The 19,320-nt window shown below is 54.0% G+C and carries 20 protein-coding genes; 8 read left to right on the top strand and 12 right to left on the bottom strand.

What is annotated here, in order from left to right; genetic code table 11:
- Positions 1–70 precede the first annotated feature (70 nt).
- The gene (locus JJU47_RS07840; RefSeq protein ID WP_228617935.1) at positions 71–835 is read right to left on the bottom strand and encodes a hypothetical protein; all 765 of its coding nucleotides are present in this window, start codon (positions 833–835) and stop codon (positions 71–73) included.
- Positions 836–847: 12 nt separating this feature from the next.
- Positions 848–2,542, bottom strand: coding sequence for a ribosomal protection-like ABC-F family protein (abc-f, locus tag JJU47_RS07835; RefSeq protein ID WP_228617933.1), 1,695 nt, complete (start codon positions 2,540–2,542; stop codon positions 848–850).
- 365 nt (positions 2,543–2,907) lie between these two features.
- Here abc-f and JJU47_RS07830 point away from each other — a divergent pair, with 365 nt between their 5' ends.
- The 4 genes from JJU47_RS07830 to JJU47_RS07815 all read left to right on the top strand — a co-directional run bounded on the left by JJU47_RS07830 (position 2,908) and on the right by JJU47_RS07815 (position 5,634).
- The gene (locus JJU47_RS07830; protein ID WP_228617930.1) at positions 2,908–3,819 is read left to right on the top strand and encodes an MBL fold metallo-hydrolase; all 912 of its coding nucleotides are present in this window, start codon (positions 2,908–2,910) and stop codon (positions 3,817–3,819) included.
- Positions 3,820–3,880: 61 nt separating this feature from the next.
- Positions 3,881–4,714 carry an aldo/keto reductase gene (locus JJU47_RS07825; RefSeq protein WP_228617928.1) on the top strand — a complete coding sequence of 278 codons (834 nt, stop codon included), beginning with the start codon at positions 3,881–3,883 and terminating at the stop codon, positions 4,712–4,714.
- Positions 4,715–4,727: 13 nt separating this feature from the next.
- Positions 4,728–5,342: a PH domain-containing protein gene (locus JJU47_RS07820; RefSeq protein WP_228617926.1), complete on the top strand. Its 615-nt coding sequence runs from the start codon at positions 4,728–4,730 to the stop codon at positions 5,340–5,342.
- Between the two features lie 13 nt (positions 5,343–5,355).
- The gene (locus JJU47_RS07815; protein ID WP_228617924.1) at positions 5,356–5,634 is read left to right on the top strand and encodes a hypothetical protein; all 279 of its coding nucleotides are present in this window, start codon (positions 5,356–5,358) and stop codon (positions 5,632–5,634) included.
- 42 nt (positions 5,635–5,676) lie between these two features.
- Here the strand turns inward: JJU47_RS07815 and JJU47_RS07810 are convergent, their stop codons facing one another.
- Entirely contained in the window at positions 5,677–6,198 is a 522-nt protein-coding gene (locus tag JJU47_RS07810; protein WP_228617921.1) for a DUF1836 domain-containing protein, read from the bottom strand.
- Positions 6,199–6,323: 125 nt separating this feature from the next.
- Here JJU47_RS07810 and trhA point away from each other — a divergent pair, with 125 nt between their 5' ends.
- Positions 6,324–6,968, top strand: a complete 645-nt coding sequence (gene trhA, locus JJU47_RS07805; protein WP_228617918.1) for a PAQR family membrane homeostasis protein TrhA — start codon at positions 6,324–6,326, stop codon at positions 6,966–6,968.
- Positions 6,969–7,054: 86 nt separating this feature from the next.
- Positions 7,055–7,750 carry a DsbA family oxidoreductase gene (locus tag JJU47_RS07800; RefSeq protein WP_228617915.1) on the top strand — a complete coding sequence of 232 codons (696 nt, stop codon included), beginning with the start codon at positions 7,055–7,057 and terminating at the stop codon, positions 7,748–7,750.
- 104 nt (positions 7,751–7,854) lie between these two features.
- Here the strand turns inward: JJU47_RS07800 and JJU47_RS07795 are convergent, their stop codons facing one another.
- Both JJU47_RS07795 and relB read right to left on the bottom strand, forming a co-directional pair.
- Entirely contained in the window at positions 7,855–8,007 is a 153-nt protein-coding gene (locus JJU47_RS07795; RefSeq protein WP_228617912.1) for a type II toxin-antitoxin system RelE family toxin, read from the bottom strand.
- Positions 8,008–8,105: 98 nt separating this feature from the next.
- Positions 8,106–8,330, bottom strand: a complete 225-nt coding sequence (gene relB / locus JJU47_RS07790; protein WP_228617910.1) for a type II toxin-antitoxin system RelB family antitoxin — start codon at positions 8,328–8,330, stop codon at positions 8,106–8,108.
- A 136-nt stretch (positions 8,331–8,466) separates the two neighbouring features.
- Here relB and JJU47_RS07785 point away from each other — a divergent pair, with 136 nt between their 5' ends.
- Positions 8,467–9,684 carry an MFS transporter gene (locus tag JJU47_RS07785; RefSeq protein ID WP_228617907.1) on the top strand — a complete coding sequence of 406 codons (1,218 nt, stop codon included), beginning with the start codon at positions 8,467–8,469 and terminating at the stop codon, positions 9,682–9,684.
- A gap of 22 nt (positions 9,685–9,706) precedes the next feature.
- Here the strand turns inward: JJU47_RS07785 and JJU47_RS07780 are convergent, their stop codons facing one another.
- From JJU47_RS07780 to JJU47_RS07760, 5 genes are all read right to left on the bottom strand, one after another.
- A complete protein-coding gene (locus tag JJU47_RS07780; RefSeq protein ID WP_228617905.1) occupies positions 9,707–10,801 on the bottom strand; it encodes an MBL fold metallo-hydrolase in 1,095 nt (364 codons plus the stop codon).
- A gap of 98 nt (positions 10,802–10,899) precedes the next feature.
- Complete coding sequence (locus JJU47_RS07775; protein ID WP_228617903.1) at positions 10,900–11,460, bottom strand: VanZ family protein; 561 nt, start codon at positions 11,458–11,460, stop codon at positions 10,900–10,902.
- A gap of 142 nt (positions 11,461–11,602) precedes the next feature.
- Positions 11,603–12,163, bottom strand: a complete 561-nt coding sequence (locus JJU47_RS07770) for an SCO family protein (protein WP_228618241.1) — start codon at positions 12,161–12,163, stop codon at positions 11,603–11,605.
- A 31-nt stretch (positions 12,164–12,194) separates the two neighbouring features.
- Positions 12,195–12,611, bottom strand: coding sequence for a disulfide oxidoreductase (locus tag JJU47_RS07765; RefSeq protein WP_228617901.1), 417 nt, complete (start codon positions 12,609–12,611; stop codon positions 12,195–12,197).
- On the bottom strand, positions 12,608–13,270 hold the full coding sequence (locus JJU47_RS07760) for a DsbA family protein (protein WP_228617898.1): 663 nt from the start codon (positions 13,268–13,270) through the stop codon (positions 12,608–12,610). Before JJU47_RS07760 ends, JJU47_RS07765 begins: the two co-directional genes overlap by 4 nt.
- Before the next feature lie 156 nt (positions 13,271–13,426).
- Here JJU47_RS07760 and JJU47_RS07755 point away from each other — a divergent pair, with 156 nt between their 5' ends.
- Positions 13,427–15,022 carry a diguanylate cyclase domain-containing protein gene (locus JJU47_RS07755; RefSeq protein ID WP_228617896.1) on the top strand — a complete coding sequence of 532 codons (1,596 nt, stop codon included), beginning with the start codon at positions 13,427–13,429 and terminating at the stop codon, positions 15,020–15,022.
- Between the two features lie 36 nt (positions 15,023–15,058).
- Here JJU47_RS07755 and odhB read toward each other — a convergent pair whose 3' ends face one another.
- Both odhB and JJU47_RS07745 read right to left on the bottom strand, forming a co-directional pair.
- Positions 15,059–16,330, bottom strand: a complete 1,272-nt coding sequence (odhB, locus tag JJU47_RS07750; protein WP_228617894.1) for a 2-oxoglutarate dehydrogenase complex dihydrolipoyllysine-residue succinyltransferase — start codon at positions 16,328–16,330, stop codon at positions 15,059–15,061.
- 18 nt (positions 16,331–16,348) lie between these two features.
- On the bottom strand, positions 16,349–19,195 hold the full coding sequence (locus tag JJU47_RS07745) for a 2-oxoglutarate dehydrogenase E1 component (RefSeq protein WP_228617891.1): 2,847 nt from the start codon (positions 19,193–19,195) through the stop codon (positions 16,349–16,351).
- Between the last annotated feature and the right edge of the window lie 125 nt (positions 19,196–19,320).

Here is a 19,320-nt window from a genome sequence, read left to right as displayed (position 1 = left end):
AACATTCAAACGCACATTTGATTGTAAGGGCAAAAAGACGCTGAAAGGAATCCCCTTCAGCATCTCATCGTTATTTTTGTTCGAGGCGGACCCGCATGATGCCGCTGTAAGGGAACAGCTTCAATTGAATCGTCTCCCCTTCATACCAGCTGCCGGAAGGCTGCTGACTCGTTGCCGCCACATCTGGTGTCGCAACAGTCTGACGGTCCCAGTCAATCGCTCTCACTCGGCCGTCGCGCATCATCAAGAAGTAGCCGTCATAGAAGTGGTACTCGTTTACTTGGTCACGTTGCACCGCTTTTGGTGCGCCGAGCATCGCCCGGATGGACTCACGATCTTTTCCGAGCAAATCGAGCGCTGACTCGGACGCCGTCGGCAACACTTGTTGCCATGCGGATTTGATGTCCTCATCCGATTGTGACGTCGCTTCGGTCGTCACCCGTTCCTCGGTCACCCAACCCGTCATCCGTTCATTCAGTTGCAGCTTGACGAAGCCGCTTACCGTTTCGAGCCGCTCATAGCGGTCGCCGAGGTCGGCCTCATAGACGACGGTCACCCGGTCGTCGGCATACACTTTCGTGTACGGCGCCTCGATATAGACGACGTCTTCCGTTTCTTCCTCGACCGCCGGCTCGTCTTCAGACTCCGCGCCGACCATCTCGGTTGCGATGTCGTCTGATTGCGGCAGTGCCGTTTCTTGCTTCTTCGAATCCATGAGAGCCGCCAATGCGATCACCCCGACTAAAGACGCGATCAACACGAGCGCCGTCAACGATCTTAGCAGCCGCTTTCGCTTCCGCGATGCGGCCCGTGATGCCCGAACTTCTTCCTTCATGCTTCCCCACCCCTACTCGTTTCGTCTCATCTGTTCGGATTCGTCAAACGGTAATACGTTTCCTGCCTCGTCGACAAATTTTTGTTCATCGTTCGCGAGCGCCTCGATCGTCCGGAGGGCAGCATCGACGTCGACCGGAGGACCGGTATCTTTCGCATGGACCGTCACCGTCTCTCCGAGTTCGATGACCCGGTCGGTCAATCGATGGAACGTGCGGTCGTGTGAGATGAGGATCAACCCGCCCCGGTACACTTCGAGCGCGGCCTCGATTTGTTCACGTGTCGCCACGTCCAAGTAGTTGGTCGGCTCATCGAGGGCGAGCAAGTGTGCGTCCGAGAAGTAGAGGATGAGGAAAGCGATGCGACACTTCTCCCCCATGCTCGCTTCCCGTATCGGCTTATACACCTCGTCGCGCCGGAACAAGAAGTGGGCGAGGAGCGTCCTCGCTTCCGTCTCCGGAATCTCGCTCTCGCCGAGCAAGGCGTCGAGCAACGTCCCCTCGTCCGGCAATTTGGCGAGCGTTTGCGAAAAGTAGCCGATCTTCAGTCTCGGATGCCTTGTCACTTCTCCCGATGTCGGGACGAGCTCGCCGGTGATCAGTTTCAAGAGCGTCGTCTTCCCCGATCCGTTCGGTCCGACGATCGAGATGCGGTCACCGCGGTTGATCGTGAACGAGAGCCGTTCGAACAGCGGATGCCGATAGCCGAACGAGACGTCGTCAAACGACAGCCACGTGTTCGCTTCGAGCGGGTCGGCTTGGAACCGGACGTGAATATGGGCCGCTTCTTTCGGCTTGTCAGGACGCGCCGTCTCGAGCTGCTCGAGCTTTCGTTCCCGCGCCTTCATTTTAACGGCGAGATTGGCCGCCCCTTTTTGAGCGCCGGGGCTACGTACGCTCGCCGTCGCTTTCGCTTTCAAATGCCAGCCCTTATACCGGGCGATCATATCGAGCAGTTCCGACTTCCTTGCCACATAGCGGGCATGGTCACGTGCGTCACGTCGTTGTTCTTCTCGTTTTTGAGCCGTGTACGCCGTATAATTTCCCGGGTAACGCGTGACGCGCCCTTCCTCCAACTCGAGGATGACGGTGGCGATCTCGTCGATGAATTGTCGGTCATGAGAGATCACGACCACCGTCCCGTCGAACGAATTGACCCAGTCGGTCAACCATTCGATCGAATCGACATCGAGATGGTTCGTCGGTTCATCGAGTAAGACGACATCGACTTGACGCATCGACAGTCGTGCGAGCTGAACGCGCGTCTGCTCCCCGCCGCTCAATTCACGGAGCCGGCTCGTCTCATGTGTTTCGAGACCGAGCTGTTTGAGCGCCCGTCTCGCTTCGTCCTCGAGTCCGAACGCATCGACCGCCAGCGCCTCGTCGTATACGGAGAGCACTCGTTGCGCGTCACCCGATGTGACAGCTACGTAGAGCGGATAACGTTTTGCGTCCCCTTGCATGACGTATTCGAGTGCGGTCGCGTCACGTTCTAACACCGCCTGTTCGACGACGCCGACTGTCCCGGCCACTTCAATTTTTCCAGCCTCGGGCTTGAGTTCTCCGACGAGCAATTTGAACAGTGTCGTCTTCCCTGACCCGTTCTGTCCGAACAAGACGGCCCGTTCCCCTATTGATACATCGAACGAGACGTTGTCGAATAGCGGTTGCCGGTCGTGGTCGAACCGGACTTGATGTACAGATAACATAGTTGTCTCACCTCGCTTATTAGTCCGATACGCGATGAAACAAAAAACACCATTCGCGCGTAGCGATGGTGTGAAGATCTCCGGTCAAGCGGAAAGAAGGGTCATCCCCCGCGGCTTGAAATTGGACACACTTCACCCGTGACTGTTCGTGCGAACAGTGATGATTCGTTTCATCGGTTGAGTGAATGTGACTTTTTCATGGCACACGGTACCTTCCTTTCCTAATCTAATGCCACCGTACCAAATTGAAAGCGGATTCGCAAGGGCCGATTCACAATCTCCCATCGTTTCTACGGCTTCGGGCTGATGCGGGTTCGACGTTCGAGCGGTATGATGAAACCATCTTATACGATGAGGTGAGTCCCATGAAACTAAGGAACCTACTCGTCCCGAGCGCCGTCTTGGCGAGCGTCGGTACGTTCTTCTATACGCGATTGCAACAAAAGTTGCCCCGGCCTGATTTTAAACGGCCGACCGTCAAGCCCGACTTAGCCGCTTTCGACGAGACGAGTGTCAGCGCGACGTGGATTGGACATTCAACCGTGCTCATCCATTGGTATGGGCTCAAGATTTTGACCGACCCTGTATTCTCGAACCGGATCGGCGTCCATCTCGGTCCCGTCACGTTCGGGATGAAGCGGCATACCGCCCCGGCTCTTTCAATCGAAGAAGTCGGCCATATCGATGTCATCTTGCTGAGCCACGCCCATATGGACCATTTTGACCATAAAAGTTTGAAACGGCTCATCACGCGCGACACGGTCGTCATCTCAGCTCCCGGGACGAGCCGGTTGCTCCGGCGATACCCGAGCCTGCAGACGCTCGAGATGCATCCGCACGACAAGTTGACGCTCGCAAACGGGCTCAACGTGCAAGCCGTCCCCGTCGCCCATTGGGGCAACCGCTTCCCGTGGGACAAGCATATGGGGTATAACGGCTACGTCTTGAAATATAAAGGCGTCCGCATGCTGTTCGCAGGCGACACGGCCTATACCGAATCATTTAACGGACTCGCGAGCAAAGAACCGATCGACCTCGCCTTCTTCCCAATCGGCGCCTATCAGCCCGACTCGTTCCAAGAAGCGCATTGCACACCGGAACAGGCGTGGATGATGTTCAAACAGAGCGGGGCGAAACGGTTCTTCCCGATGCATTGGAATACGTTCGTCTTGTCGTACGAACCGGTCGAGGAGCCTTACACGCGCCTCGTCGCCGCGGCGAAACTCGAACGTGACCAAATCGTGATCAAAGCGCACGGAGAAAGCATTCAGCTGTAGCTTTCACTTTCACTTTCGACCGAATTTCGGTAACGTTAGAAGTGATAGGGAGGGAATCAATATGGAATGGACAACACTTAATAACGATGTATCGATGCCGATGCTCGGACTCGGCGTGTACAAGGTCGAAGACGGATCGGTGACGGTCAACACGGTGAAGGCGGCACTCGACGCCGGATACCGATTAATCGACACGGCCGCCATCTATCAGAACGAGGAAAGTGTCGGACGCGCGATTCGCGAATCCGACGTCCCGCGAGAAGAGATTTTTGTGACGACGAAACTGTGGAACGAGTACCACGGGTTTGACGAGGCGCTTCAGGCGTTCCAAGACAGTCTCGACCGGCTCGGCCTCGACTATGTCGACTTATTTTTGATCCATTGGCCGATGCCGCGCTTCGGCAAGTTCGTCGAGACGTACAAAGCGCTCGAACAGTTATATGAAGAAGGCAAAGTGCGAGCGATCGGCGTATCAAACTTCGAGGTCAACCATCTCGAACAAATCATCCAATCGTGCTCGATCGTGCCGGCCGTGAACCAAGTCGAGATTCACCCATACTTGTCCCAAAAAGAGTTGATCGCGTTTTGCAAACGCTACGACATCCAAATCCAGGCGTGGAGCCCGCTCATGAAAGGCCGCGAGGCACTCGAGGATCCGGTCATCACCGACATCGCGACGAAGTACGGCAAGTCGCCCGCTCAAATCATTTTGCGCTGGCACTTGCAAAACGGTGTCGCCGTCATCCCGAAATCGGTCACTCCGAGCCGAATTCGCGAGAACATACAAGTGTTCGACTTCACGTTGACGAAAGAAGACATGGCAGCGATCGACGGACTGAACCGGAATGAACGGACCGGATCCGACCCGAACGAGATGCATAAAATCCACTACTGAGGAGCGATAGGACATGTTCAAAAAACTAGCTTCCGACTTGACCGGCTTCAGCGATATCGGTGAAGTCATCGACCCGAAAGATTTCGATAAGGCGGATTCGGACGATTACGTCCTCCATGAGGACAACGAGAAAATATACTTCTTGATCAAGTCGAAATCGGACGAGTACTGTTTCACGAACCTCGCCATGATTCATCTCGACGGAACGAGCGCGATGAGTTCGAAACGTGTCTTGTACCGTTATCCGTACGCGCAGTTCCCGCTCCACGACGTCATGTTCGAGACGGCCGGAACAGTCGACCTAGACGTCGAGATCAAGTTCACGATCGGCGACAAACCGTACTCGATCGATGTGAACAAAAAGCAGATCGAGCACGTGAAAGACTTGTACAAGTCACTTCTCGCGATTGCCGAGAAACAGCGCGAGGGCCGGAAGATGATGGAGTTCGCCGACTCGTCGCTCACCCACTCGGTGTCGATTTTGAGCGGGCTGCGTCAAGGCGATATGGACGTCGCTTCGACGTTCAAGCAGTTGAACGAACAAGGCTTTGATTGGCTCAAAGGTCACTATTACGAATGGAACCGGAAAGATTTCGGTGATGTGTTCGAAAAATATATCAATAACTAATAGGCGGTGACGTATGGACGTGATGTGGCTGTTGATTTTGTTCGGCTTGTTTATGCTTTCGATTTTGACCGTATTCATCAGTAGTGTGCTCAATGCGCTGTTCCGAAAGCTTCATCCACTCGTCCACGTCGTCATCGTCGCCGCACTAAGTTACTTTTTCTCGAACCTCTTCTATGACCAACATACATTTTGGCCAGTGGTCTTTGTCGTCGCAATCAGTTACGCGGCGCCACTACTCGTCGTAACGCTTTACAACAAGGGCGAGCGCGTCGAGCGTGAGCGCCAGACGTAAAAAAGTCCGCTAGACTCCCGACATGGGTTCTAGCGGACTTTTTCATTTGCCTTCGTCTATCAACCGTTCGGCGAGCCGCTGATACAAATGGCTCATATGGACGGCCGAGGCGATGGCGAGTGCGCGCTGGATGTCGCTGTCGTTCGAGAGGACGTTGTCGAGTAACGTCTCGGCTTGCGTTTCGAACGCCTGCATGTTCTGTACTTTTTGCGTTTGATACGCGTCATAGAAGTCCTCGAGCGAGAACGCCTCGTCCGATTCGTTTAACGGACGGAGCGTTTCCTTGATGTCGCTAATCGACAACAAACCTTTCATCTCGTAAATCAGACTGAGGAGCATCAAATGCTCGTTCGTATACTTTTTGTTTTTGACGGGATGGAACAGTTTGCCTTTGGCGTAGTTGTTGATCATCGTCTTCGTCAAAATCGTCTCGTCTTCATCGCGCTTCATCTTGCCGTAATGCTGCTCGAACAGCTGGATGACTTGGTCCATGTATAAATCGATCGTCGGAAGCACTTGCTTCGGGAGCGTCCCTTCCGTCTGGACGATATCGGTCGGTTTCATCTACATCACCTCCCCTTTAGTATACGGACAATCCCGATTTGTCGAAACAAAAACCTTGTCGTTCTGACGTATACGGTTTATCATGTAGTTATGGATACTACATGATGTGATAAGGAGTGTTTTACATGAATTCGATTTTTCGGGAACCGATTAACGCACTGACCCATTTGGCTGGGGCCGTGCTCGCGTTCGTCGCGTTGATCGCGATGACGGTGAAAGCATCGATGCTCGGGGAGCCGCTCGCCATCATGGCGGCGATTTTATTCGGCATCAGTCTCGTCTTTTTATACTTGTCGTCCGGTCTTTACCATAGCATCATCGCCTCGCCGAACGTGATCGCCTTCTTCCGAAGAATCGATCATGCGATGATTTACGCCTTAATCGCCGGGACGTATGCCCCGCTCACCCTCCTCGCGCTCGAAGGTCCGACGCGTTGGGTCTTGTTCGGTACCGTCCACGCACTCGCCTTATTCGGGATCATCTTCAAACTCGTCTGGTTCCACGCGCCGCGCTTCTTGTCGACGGCGCTCTATATCGGCATGGGCTGGCTGTCCGTGTTCTTCATCGGCCCGCTCCATAACGTCATCGGTAACGCCGGCATCTTCTGGTTGTTGCTAGGGGGATTCATGTACACGATCGGCGGCCTCATCTACGGCTTCAAACCGAAGTTCGTCAACTGGCGCGGTTGGGGCTTCCACGAGGTGTTCCATTTGTTCATCTTGTTCGGTAGTTTCGCCCACTTCGTCTGCGTCTTCTGGTACGTTTTTTAAGTCCTCCTCGTGAGGGCTTTTTTTAGTGAGCAGTTTCGTTTACTTTGATTTCAAGACATCCTACACTCATGTTAGGAGGGATTATAATGAAAATTGAAGTTTGGTCAGACTACGTCTGCCCGTTCTGTTATATCGGCAAGCGCCGTTTAGAAGAAGCACTCGAACAGTTCCCGCACGCGGACACCGTCGAAGTCGAGTTCAAAAGCTTCGAGCTCGACCCGAACGCCCCGACGACCGACTCGCGCTCGATTTACGAAGTGCTCGCCAAGAAATACAGCATGCCGCTCGAACAGGCGAAAACGACGACGGCGCAAGTCGCCGCCCAGGCCCGCACGGTCGGTCTCGATTACGACTTCGACAACATGGTCGTCACGGGCACGCTCGACTCGCACCGGTTGACGCACTACGCGAAGACGGTCGGGAAAGAGAAAGCATTGTCAGAAGCGCTCCTCAAGGCATACTTCATCGAGGCGAAACATATCGGCGACCACGACGTCCTCGTTGAGATCGCGGTGAGTGTCGGACTCGATGCTGACGCCGTGAAAGACGTGCTCGCTTCTGACATCTATACAGAAGACGTCCGCGCTGAAGAGAAGCGCGCGAGCGACCTCGGCATCACCGGCGTCCCGTTCTTCGTGTTCGACAATAAATACGGCGTCTCTGGCGCGCAACCGGCCGAGGCGTTCACGCAAGTGCTCGAGAAGACGTGGGCCGAATCGGCACCGACGCTTCAAGTGATTTCAGGCGGTGCGACGTGCACGGATGACAACTGCGATATTTGACTTCAAAAGAACGACAAAGAAGCATTCGTCTGAATATGGACGAATGCTTTTTAGGTTTTATTAAATAGCCCCTATGTATACACAATGTTTTACTTATATATGTCTCAGCGATGACCGATTTCTAAAATTAGAATCGTGATTGTCTCGTCTTGAATATCTGCAATTAGACGATAACCCCCGATAAGATACTGCCATTCGCCAGAGTGGTTGGCAACTAGTCCTTTTCCATGACGGCGTGGATCATCTGTTCCGACCAAATATTTCTAAATCCAGGACATGATGATCCGCGCCAGCTGAGGATTCATTTTTTTCAATGTTTTTTGAGCATTTCGTTCGAACGCGGCTTGATAAACTTTCATTTCAAGTTTAAATCCTTCATCATGTCGTCAAATGAGATTGCCTCAGAATACTCTTGATGCGCTTTCATCGCTTCATGATACAATTCTAAATCGAGTTCATCCTCAATTCGTTCTAAAACAGCATCCCGGACGAGAGTGGAAAGGGTAAGATTCTTCGCTTTCGCATATTCTCTAATAAGACGAGCATCCTCTTCGTCGAGTCGAACAGATATTGTACTCATAAGATCGTCCCCCTTTGTAATACACCGTATTACAAAGTCCCATATTTGTATAGCCGAACCTCGGTTTTTTTATAGCTTTCTAAATCGTTCTGAAGGATAATTATTATTAGCTAATAAGAATCGAGGGCTTAACCATATGTGGAAAAATCGCAACGTCTGGATCATTTTAATCGGGGAGTTCGTCGCCGGTCTCGGGCTTTGGCTCGGCATCATCGGCAACTTGGAGTTCATGCAGGAGAAAGTGCCGTCTGACTTCGTCAAGGCGCTCATCCTTGCCGGTGGCCTGCTCGCCGGCGTCGCCATCGGACCGCTCGCGGGGCGCCTCACCGATCAAGGGTCTAAGAAAAAGATCATGCTCATCTCGAGCGTCGTCCGGGCACTGAGCGTCTTGTTCATGTTCGTCGCCATCGAGACGGGAAGCGTCTTCTGGATGGTCGTCTTCCTCGTCTTCCTACAAGGGTCGGCCGCATTTTACTTCCCGGCGCTCCAGGCGGCGATCCCGCTCATCGTCAAGGAACGGGAGCTGCTCGCCTTGAACGGCATTCATATGAACGTGTCGACGTTGTCTCGCGTCATCGGAACGGCCATCGCCGGCATCTTGCTCACGCTCATCTCGCTGCGGGACGTCTACGCGCTCTCACTCGTCGCCTATCTGCTTCTAGCCGTCGCGACATGGTTCTTAAAGATTGACGAGACCGTCGCCCCGTCCGCGAAAAAAGTGGATGCGAAGGCGGCTGGGGGCTTTAAAGACGTCTTCCCGATCATCAAGTCGATTCCCGTCATCTTCATGACACTCGTCATGACGCTCATCCCGCTCCTCTTTATCGGCGGGTTCAACTTGCTCGTCATCAACATTAGCGAACTGCAGGAATCGACGGCGATCAAAGGTTGGATTTATACGGCAGAAGGAATCGCCTTCATGATCGGCGCCTTCGTCATTAAACGAATCGGTGAGAAGTTCTCCGTCTTCTCAATTCTGTTCACGTTTTCTTTTTTAATCGGGGTCGCCCAGCTCATGCTCTACTTCGCCGATATCCCGGCCATCTCGATCGCGGCTTTCGTCTTGTTCGGTTTCTCGGTCGGTTGTTTCTTCCCGACCGCCGTGACGATTTTCCAGACACGGATGCCAAAAGACTATCACGGGCGGTTCTTCTCGTTCCGGAACATGCTCGATCGTATCGTCTTCCAAGTCGTCTTGCTCGTCACCGGTTTCTTCCTCGACTTGATCGGACTTCAGCTCATGGTCGTCTTGTTCGGGATCAGCTCCATCCTCATGACGGCGACGTTCCTCGCCTATACGCGAAAACACAAACTTCATATCGAAACGGACAAGACCGAACGGCTCTCATCCTAAAAACAAGCGGTGACCGATTCGGTCACCGCTTGTTCATGTCTTCAAGATCGCGCCACCACGTACGTGTGTCATTGCGTCCGTCAAGCGTGACGCGCTCCCCGATCATCGGCGTCAAGACGTCGTCTTTCGGTAAGAGCGACACCATCTGCTCGGCCGGGTCGAACCAGTCATGGAACGAGAGCGTGAACGCACCCCAGTGGATCGGGAGCACTTTATCGGCCCGCACGTCGTGAAACGCTTGCGCCGTCTCATGCGGCTGCATGTGCACGTCCGGCCAGCGCTCATCGTATTGACCGCACTCGAGCGCGGCGAAGTCGAACGGTCCGTATGCGTCACCAATCTCTTTGAAGTGCGGACCATAGCCCCCGTCTCCGCTGAAGAACAGACGGTCCGTCTCGCCGATGACGATCCAAGACGCCCATAGTGTCGCGTTGCGGTCAGTGAGCGAACGGCCTGAGAAATGACGGGCCGGTGCGCAAACGAACGTCCATGACCCGAACGTGTACGTGTCGCCCCAGTCGCGTTCGACGATGCGTTCTGCCCCAATGCCCCATCGTTTCAAATGGCTGCCGACACCGAGCGGGACGATGAACGTCGCGACTCGTTCCTCAATCGCTTGAATCGTCGCATAGTCTAAATGGTCGTAATGGTCGTGCGTGAGCAAGACGACGTCGATGTCCGGCAAGTCATCGAGCTCGAACGGTAACTGTTCACTGAACCGTTCGTTCTTCGCGAACGGGAGCGGCGACGGGCTGCGGCCGAACATCGGGTCGACAAGCATCGTCTTCCCGTCCATTTGAACGAGCAACGCCGAATGGCCGAGCCAGTAAATGCGCGTGAAACTTGAACCGAGCTTCTCGGTAAAATCAATCGGGATTATCGGCAGCGGCTCGCTCGGCTTACGCCGCGAGGTCGCGTTCATATAGTCTTTCGACATCGAAATGAAATCGTCCGATGAGAAATGCATCGGCGTGTCGAGCAAGTTGCGGAACTTACCGTTCACGAGGTGGGGCGACTGGAGCGCCTTCGGTTTTCGTCCGAGTGGTTTGTACTGCGTGAGCACGGTGCCTGTTACGGCAGCCAGGCCCATCAATGAAAATAAGAGCGTCTTTTTCACACTGATCCTCTTCTCCATATGAATTCGTTTGTCTCATTATACGACGAAGAAAGGGAATTCGCATGATTCTTCATTTCCTAAACGTGTCGAATCTTCGCTTATGCCGCCGTTCGTTTATATTGATTCGCTCGTCTCCAGTTTAAGATCAAAGAGCCGATCCATAGTCCAAACCAACCACCTAAGGAATTTAACAAAAGATCGTCGACATTGAACCCTCGGTATAGGAAACCGAACTCTGTTAAGACGAGTTGAGTCAGTTCAATGACGACCGTTGTCAGAATGACAAGCACGAGTCCCCGTCTAGGTCGAAGTTTATAGAGTGAGGTGAGATATACGCCAAGCGGGATCAGTAACAGGAAGTTATACGTAGTCAACTTGACCGAGTTCCAAAAGAACCACGACCCGTGCATACTGGCCATGTACCAATCATACACAAATCGGAACGGGACAAGTTGAACGCGATCAATCATCAGCGTTTGTGCAGGAAATTGAAGAAAACCGATGGTGAGGTGAACGACGACAATCATATAGGCGATCGAACTGTGAATGAATGCGCGGCGCCATCGTTTTGTGAATCGATGTTTGTATATGTCGTACGCGAGATAAACTAACCATCCTACTAGTCCGATCAACGTGAACACAGGTATGGCGATATACATGATTATCCTCCTTTCAATTTCAATTGGTAATAACAAGAATATATTGCATTACTTTTATTACTATAATAGTTTTAAACTTACAATTCAAATCATCATTCTTCCAATAAAAAAATACCCCGACGCTTTCGCATCGGGATACTTGTTAAGACTTCTGCAAAATTTTAATATCGTTGACGATGTCTTCATACGGCACGTCTTGGAAGCCCGGGTACGCTTTAATGATGTTCCCCTCTTGGTCGACAAGATAGAACCATGTCGCATGGTCGACTTGCGTCCCTTCGTCCGGCTTCCGAACGAGCGCCTTGAAGTTCTCTTGCGCGAACGTCTCGATTTCTTCTTGTGAGTAGCCCGTCAGGAACTGCCAGTCGGCCTCCGCCAAGTCATAGTTCGCCATGAAATCTTTAATCTTGTCTGGCGTATCGACGGTCGGGTCGACGCTGAACGAGACGAACTGGACGTCCTCGACGCCTTCCTCGACGAGCGCATCATTTAATTTGGACATGTTGAACGTCATCGGCGGACAGACCGTTTCACAGTTCGTAAACACGAAGTCGGCCATCCACACTTTTCCCTTCAAATCGTCGAGACTGACCATCTCTTCCTCTTGGTTCATATAGTCGAACGACTCGATTTCCCAATTGAGCGGGTCTTCGATCTCGTTGCCGCACGCGGCGAGCACGACGAACGCGCTCATGAGCGCCATCAGTAAACCTTTTTTCAATCCATCCAACTCCTTAACGTTTTTTCACGGAAAGCACGAATAGTGTGATAAGGGTAAACGCCGTTAGCGCCAAAAACGGAATCGTCACGAACCCGAACCAATTAATGTATTGGACGTTGCAGGGCACACCTTGAGCGCACGGTTTGATATCGGCGAAACCGGGTACTTTTTGCACTAAATAATGGTAAAGTGAAATGAGACCGCCGACGATCGACAGCGGCAATACATATTTCTTGACCGAGCGGTCGTCCGTGAACACGGCGATGCCGAGCAAGAACGTGAGCGGATACATAAAGATGCGTTGCACCCAGCAAAGTTCGCACGGGACGAATCCCCGAATCTCACTGAAATATAGGCTCCCAAGCGTCGCCGTCAGCGCCACGAGCCAAGCGGCGTACAAACCGTACCGATTGAAGAACGACTTTGTCATAAGTCGTTCTCAATCAAGCGCTTGATCATGTCATAATCGAACGGGTTGTCGAGGACGACCCCGTTGATCATAATCGTCGGCGTGAGACGTACGTCGTTCTCTTTGACGAGACCGTCATCGTGACTCACTTGTTCGAGCACGCTCGAGTTTTCACTCAAGTCCGTCTCAAGCTGGGCGACGTCGACCGACGTCGTCGCTGCGGCAATCTCAGTCAGACGCTCGACCGTCACCCATGCCTCATCATGGTTTTGGCTCGCCGGTTGCGCGTCATAGATCGCCTTGTGGAAGTCCCAAAACGAATCCGGGTCTTGCACGTATACCGACTCCGAGGCGAGTGCCGCCAAAATTGATTCTTGTCCGTGGAACAAGACGTTGATGTAGCTGAAGCTCGCTTTGCCCGTGTCGATATAGTCTGCTTTCAGTTGCGGGTAGATTGTCTCTCCCCACTGTTTACAAGACGGACATTTGTAATCCCCGAACTCGACGATCGATACCGGAGCGTCAGCGTCTCCGATTGTCGGTTGCCCGTCCGTCGAGACGTGCTCACCTTTTGTCGCCGTCTCGGCTTGGTCTTTCGGCTGGTTCAACATGACGACGACCGCAACGATGAGCACGACGGCGACGAGCGTCAGGAGGACCAACAATTTATTCTGTTTCACTGTCTTCACCTCTATGTATTTGTGTCGTCTCCATTATAACGAAAGCGTTCCCGCAATCCACGAAATCAACTTATCTTTTTCAAAACTTCACTTCATCTCGACGCCACGGCGGTCGATGAGATGAATGACTGTGTCCATGTAGGAGGAATCATTGATATGAAATTTGTTACGATGCGGCTCGGCCTCATCTTGGCGCTCAGCATCGCCACGCTCGTGTTTTTACTCACTGTCACGTTGACGTATATGATCAGCCAGCGCTCTGGCGCTTCACTCGAGGAAGAGATTGGGGAACGGTTGTCGATGACGTCGCACCAGCTCGTCGACAAGCTCGATTTCTATATGTGGTCGCGATATCAAGACGTGCAACTGCTCCAAGGGCTCGACGCATTGGACAACCCTGCTTCAAGCCGTGAACTGCTCGACCAAGTTCAATCCAACATTCCCGCCTTCTCGTGGATGGGTGTGACCGACGCTTCTGGAAACGTCGTCGCTTCGACGAACGGCATATTAGAAGGCGCGAACATCGGGGCACGTCCCGTCTTTTTAGAAGCGCAGACCGAACCGTTCATCGGCGACGTCCACGAGGCCGTGCTGCTCGCCGAGCTGTTGCCGAACCCGAGCGGAGAACCGCTCCAATTCGTCGATATTAGCGTCCCGCTGTTCCGTGACGGTGCGTTCCAAGGTGTGCTCGCGACCCACCTCAGTTGGGAATGGGGCAAAGAAGTGCTCCGTCACTTTGACCGGACGCTCCATCATCAGTCCGGCTATACCGACTTATTCGTCATGAGTGAGCGAGACAATCTCGTGTTGCTTGGACCGGACGAACTCGTCGGTAAGCCGCTCGGCCTCACACTTGAAGACGGATGGCACGTGGTGACGTGGCCGGACGGGACAGACTATTTGACCGGCATCGCCAAAGGGGAAGGCTATGACGATTACGCCGGGCTCGGTTGGAGCGTCGTCGTGCGGCAACCGGTCGACGTCGCCTTCGCTCCGGTCACTTCGCTCGAACGGAACATCTTGTCGATCGGGCTGATGGCAGCGCTCGTCACCGCCATTCTCGGTTGGCTCCTCGCCTCGTTCATCACACGTCCGCTCCAAAAAATAACGGAGACGGCCGCCTTAATGGAACAAGGAAAAGCGAAGACGTTCCCGCACCAATCCGGGATTCACGAAATCGAATCGCTCGCCTTCGCCCTCGAATCGCTCGTGACGTCATTGACCGAGGCCGAGACCGAACGCGTCCGTTTCGAGACGCTCGCCAACCGTGACGTCTTGACCGGTCTCGCCAACCGGACGGCGCTCCGCAAATACTTGAATGACGCGCAATTGACGACGAATGACTACGTCTGTTTTTATATCGACCTCGATGGATTCAAAGCGATCAACGATACGTACGGGCATGCCGCAGGCGACGACGTGTTGATCGCAATCGCCGACCGGCTGAAGCGCCTCCCGCTCGAAGGGGTCTACCCGGTCCGGTTGAGCGGAGACGAGTTTTTCCTCTTGTTCGAACGAAACGGAAATGATGACGATGCCATCGCGCGAATCGGATTCGACCTCATCGCTGCCCTGTCCAAGCCGATTCCGATTGAAGGTGGGAAGACACGTGTCGGGGCGAGCATCGGGGCCTCACTCTGGAGCTCGGACACGGTACCGCATGCGGCAATCGAACGGGCCGACCGTGCGCTCTATCGCTCGAAAGCGAACGGTAAAAGCCAAATCACGCTCGATGAGACGCTCATCGCATAAGAAAAGGTCCATGCCGCTTGGCATGGACCTTCTTGCTTACGCTTCGAACAACAACTGTTCTGGGTCTTCAATCATGTCTTTAATGTGTTTGAGGAACGTCACGGCCTCACGACCATCGACGATGCGGTGATCGTATGAGAGCGCCACGTACATCATCGGACGGTTCTCCATCGTCTCAGCATCGATCGCAATCGGACGAAGTTGAATCGAGTGCATGCCGAGAATGGCGACTTGCGGCCCGTTCAGAATCGGTGTCGACAAGAGTGAACCGAACACGCCGCCGTTCGTGATCGTAAACGTGCCGCCCGTAAGGTCGCTCAACCCTAGCTTGTTGTTGCGTGCCTTGTCGGCGAGGTGAAGGATATCCTTCTCGATTTCCCCGAAGTTTTTGCGATCCGCTTCACGGACGACAGGCACGACGAGACCGTCTGGTGCCGATACGGCGATGCCGATATCGTAGTATTTCTTCAAGACGATCTCATTTCCTTGAATCTCAGCGTTCAAGTACGGCATCCGCTTGAGTGCCGCGACGGCCGCTTTCGTGAAGAACGACATGAAACCGAGTTTGACGTCGTTGTCTTTGACGAACTTCTCTTGACGGCGTTTGCGGAGCGCCATGACGGCCGACATATCGATCTCGTTGAACGTCGTCAGCATCGCTGCCGTCTGTTGCACTTCGACGAGACGGTTCGCGATCGTCTGGCGACGACGCGTCATCTTGATGCGCTCTTCTTCTTTGCCACTTGCTGCCGGTTGCGGTGCCGCCGCCGGTGCTTTCGGTGCTTCTTGCTTCGGTGCCGGTTTTGAGTCGTGGCTTGTCACGTCGTGGACGTTGATGCGGCCGATCGGATCGCTCGTTTGAACGGCCGAGAGGTCGATGCCTTTCTCACGCGCGAGTTTACGGGCGGCCGGTGTCGCGATCGGACCTTTGCCCGGGCTTGCGACGTGTTCTTCCCGACGCTCGACTTTCTTCGCTTCTCCGACCGCCTCGACTTTCGTCTCAGCCGGGGCCGGAGCCGTCTCGGCAGGCGCTTCCGTCTTCGTCTTCGTAGCGACGGCCGTGCCACCGCCTGAACCTGAACTGAGGCGAGCGATGACTTGTCCGACTTGGACCGTATCCCCTTCGGCCGCGAGCTGTTCATCGAGCGTGCCCGACTCATCGGCCGGTACCTCGATATTGACTTTGTCTGTCTCGAGCTCGACGATGGCTTCCCCTTTTTCAACGTGGTCGCCTGGCTGTTTGAGCCACGAGGCGACCGTTCCTTCCGTAATGGACTCTGCTAACTCCGGTACTTTGATTTCGATCACAATGAGTTCCCCCTTAACTTATTTACGATCTTTTTGGTATGTGCTCGTGCCGGCCGCACTTGAGACGGCGTCACGCGATAATGCGTCACGGATGATGCGTGCTTGTTCTTGTTTATGGGCTGTCGGATTTCCTTCAGCCGGGCTTGAACGACGGCGACGGCCGACGTAGCGGACGTTCAGACGGTTCGATACGACCGCTTCGAGGCGAGGCTCGATGTACGTCCACGCACCCATGTTCTTCGGTTCTTCTTGTACCCAGACGATTTCTTTCGCGTTCGGATAACGGCTGATGACGTCGCGAATCTCACGCACCGGGAACGGATAAATCTCTTCGACGCGGATGATGTGCAAGAAGTCGAGTGACTCTTCGGACTTCATCGTCGCCTCTTGGAGATCGATCGCCATCTTCCCTGAACAGAAGACGAGTCGTTCGACTTTATCTGGCGTCTCCCCGAGACCTGGCTGTTCGACGATCGGGCAGAAAGTGCCGTCTGCCAATTCTTCGACCGGCGAGGCTGCGAGCGGATGACGTAGCAGGCTCTTCGGTGTCATGATGATCATCGGACGAATTTGTTCTGTCCCGAGCATCTTCGCTTGGCGGCGTAAGATGTGGAAGTACTGTGCGGCCGTCGAAAGGTTCGCGACCGTCCAGTTTTTCTCTCCGGCGAGCGTCAAATAGCGCTCCATCCGGGCGCTCGAGTGCTCTGGCCCTTGCCCTTCATAACCGTGCGGCAAGAGCATGACGAGACCAGACTTTTGTCCCCACTTGGCACGCCCGGCCGAGATGAACTGGTCGAACATGACTTGTGCGGAGTTGGCGAAGTCACCGTACTGCGCTTCCCATAGGACGAGCGTGTCCTGGGCGAAAACGTTGTACCCGTACTCGAAGCCGAGTACCGATCCTTCTGACAGCGGGCTGTTGAACACCGAGAACGATGCGTTCGCCGTCGACAAGTGGTGGAGCGGCGAGAACTTCTTGCCGGTCTCGACGTCGTTCAACATGATGTTGCGCTGGGCGAACGTGCCGCGCTCCGAGTCTTGGCCGCTCAAACGGATCGGCGTGCCGTCCGAGATAATAGACGCATAGGCGAGCGTCTCGGCATGGCCCCAGTCGACTTTTCCATTTTCCCCGAACGCGTCACGACGACGGTCGAGTACTTTTTGAAGTTTGTGGAACACGCCGAACCCTTCCGGCCATTCGAGGAGATCATCGTTCAATCGTTTGAGCACGTCACGGTCGACGGCCGTCTCGACAGACGGGAATCCTTTATGGACCGCTTCCGGCAAGACGATGTCCGCATCTTCTTCTTCGGCCGGGACGAGGTCGCGGGCCGACTTGAGCCGCTCCTCGATCGACTGCTCGATTTTCGCTTTGTCTTCTTTCGTCATGACGCCCTCGGATTCAAGACGGTCAGCGTAGACGTGACGGACCGATTGGTGGCCTTTGATCGCTTTGTAGAGCACCGGGTTCGTGTTCATCGGTTCGTCCATCTCGTTATGGCCGTAACGGCGGTAGCCGACCAAGTCGACGAGGATGTCTTTATGGAATTTGGCGCGGTATTCGCTGCACAGCTTGGCGACGGCGATGCACGCTTCCGGGTCATCGGCGTTGACGTGGAACACTGGAATCTCATACCCTTTGGCGATGTCACTCGCATATCGTGTCGAGCGCGAATCACTCGGGTCGGTCGTGAAGCCAATCGTATTGTTGGCGATGACGTGAACCGTTCCGGCCGTGCGATACCCTTTCAAGTTCGTCATGTTCAGTGTCTCCGCGACGATGCCTTGGCCTGGGAAGGCAGCGTCCCCGTGAATCAAAATCGAGGCGGCTTTGTCGTCGTGCTGGACGGCCATCCCTTTTTCAGAGCGGTCGTCTTGCGCGGCGCGTGTATACCCTTCGACGACGGCACCGACGAACTCGAGGTGACTCGGGTTGTTGGCGAGGTTCAAACGGACTTCTTTCTTCTCCTCGAGCACTCTCCGGTCGAGACCGAGGTGATACTTGACGTCTCCTGACCAACCGAAGTTGATGCCGATCGAGCCTTCGGATGGGATGAGTTCTTTGTTCGGTGCATGCTGGAACTCAGCAAAGATCATTTCGTACGGTTTCCCGAGCACATGCGCGAGGACGTTCAAGCGTCCCCGGTGCGCCATCCCGATGTTGATATGTTCCGATCCGCTCGAGATGAGTCTTCCGACCATCGCGTCAAGGAGCGGGACCATCGAGTCGAGCCCTTCAATCGAGAATCGTTTCTGACCGACGTACGTTTTATGAAGGAACGACTCGAACAGTTCCGTCTCAGCAAGACGTTCGAACAATTCGATTTTCTCGTTCTTCGACAGTTTCGCTTTGAGCGCCCCTTGCTCGATGCGACGACGAATCCAGCGTTTCTCTTCCATGTCATCTAAATGACGGAGTTCGATGGCGACCGTGTCTGTGTAGACGTCGAGCAAGTGACGGACGAGCTCGAGCGCGTTCGCACCTGGTTTCGGCACGTCTTCTGACAATAAATGGGCCGGCACTTGCTCGAGGTCGGCCTCACTCAATCCGTAGCGGTCAAACGCAAACAAGCCGTGTTCGCGCGGATGGTCTTTGAGCGGATAAATATCGGCCGCTTTGTGGCCGAGTGCCCGAATGTCATTGACCAGCCGTGTCGCTGCCACGACTTTCTCTAAATCAAATGAGGCGACCGGCGCTTCTGGCAATGCCGTTTCCGGTGCACCATGCTCGTCAAAGTAACGACGCGTCTCCACATCGACCGATTCTGGGTCTTCCAAATATTGCTCGTACAATTCAACGATGTAGCCTAAGTTTGGACCATAAAATGATTGCAACGCTTCGTGACCGTTCGACGACTCTCCCATTGAATAAATCCCCCTATCCGTTCCTGTGCGCTCCGATGTGTGAACGCTTTCATTTTAACATTACACACGAAACAGTTCATCCTTCTGATTCATGCCTTGAAAAGAGCCAAATCTTGCCTCTTACT

The organism is Exiguobacterium sp. (genome assembly GCF_020832205.1).
Classification (GTDB): domain Bacteria; phylum Bacillota; class Bacilli; order Exiguobacteriales; family Exiguobacteriaceae; genus Exiguobacterium.
This window is presented reverse-complemented; position numbering and strand designations above follow the sequence as displayed.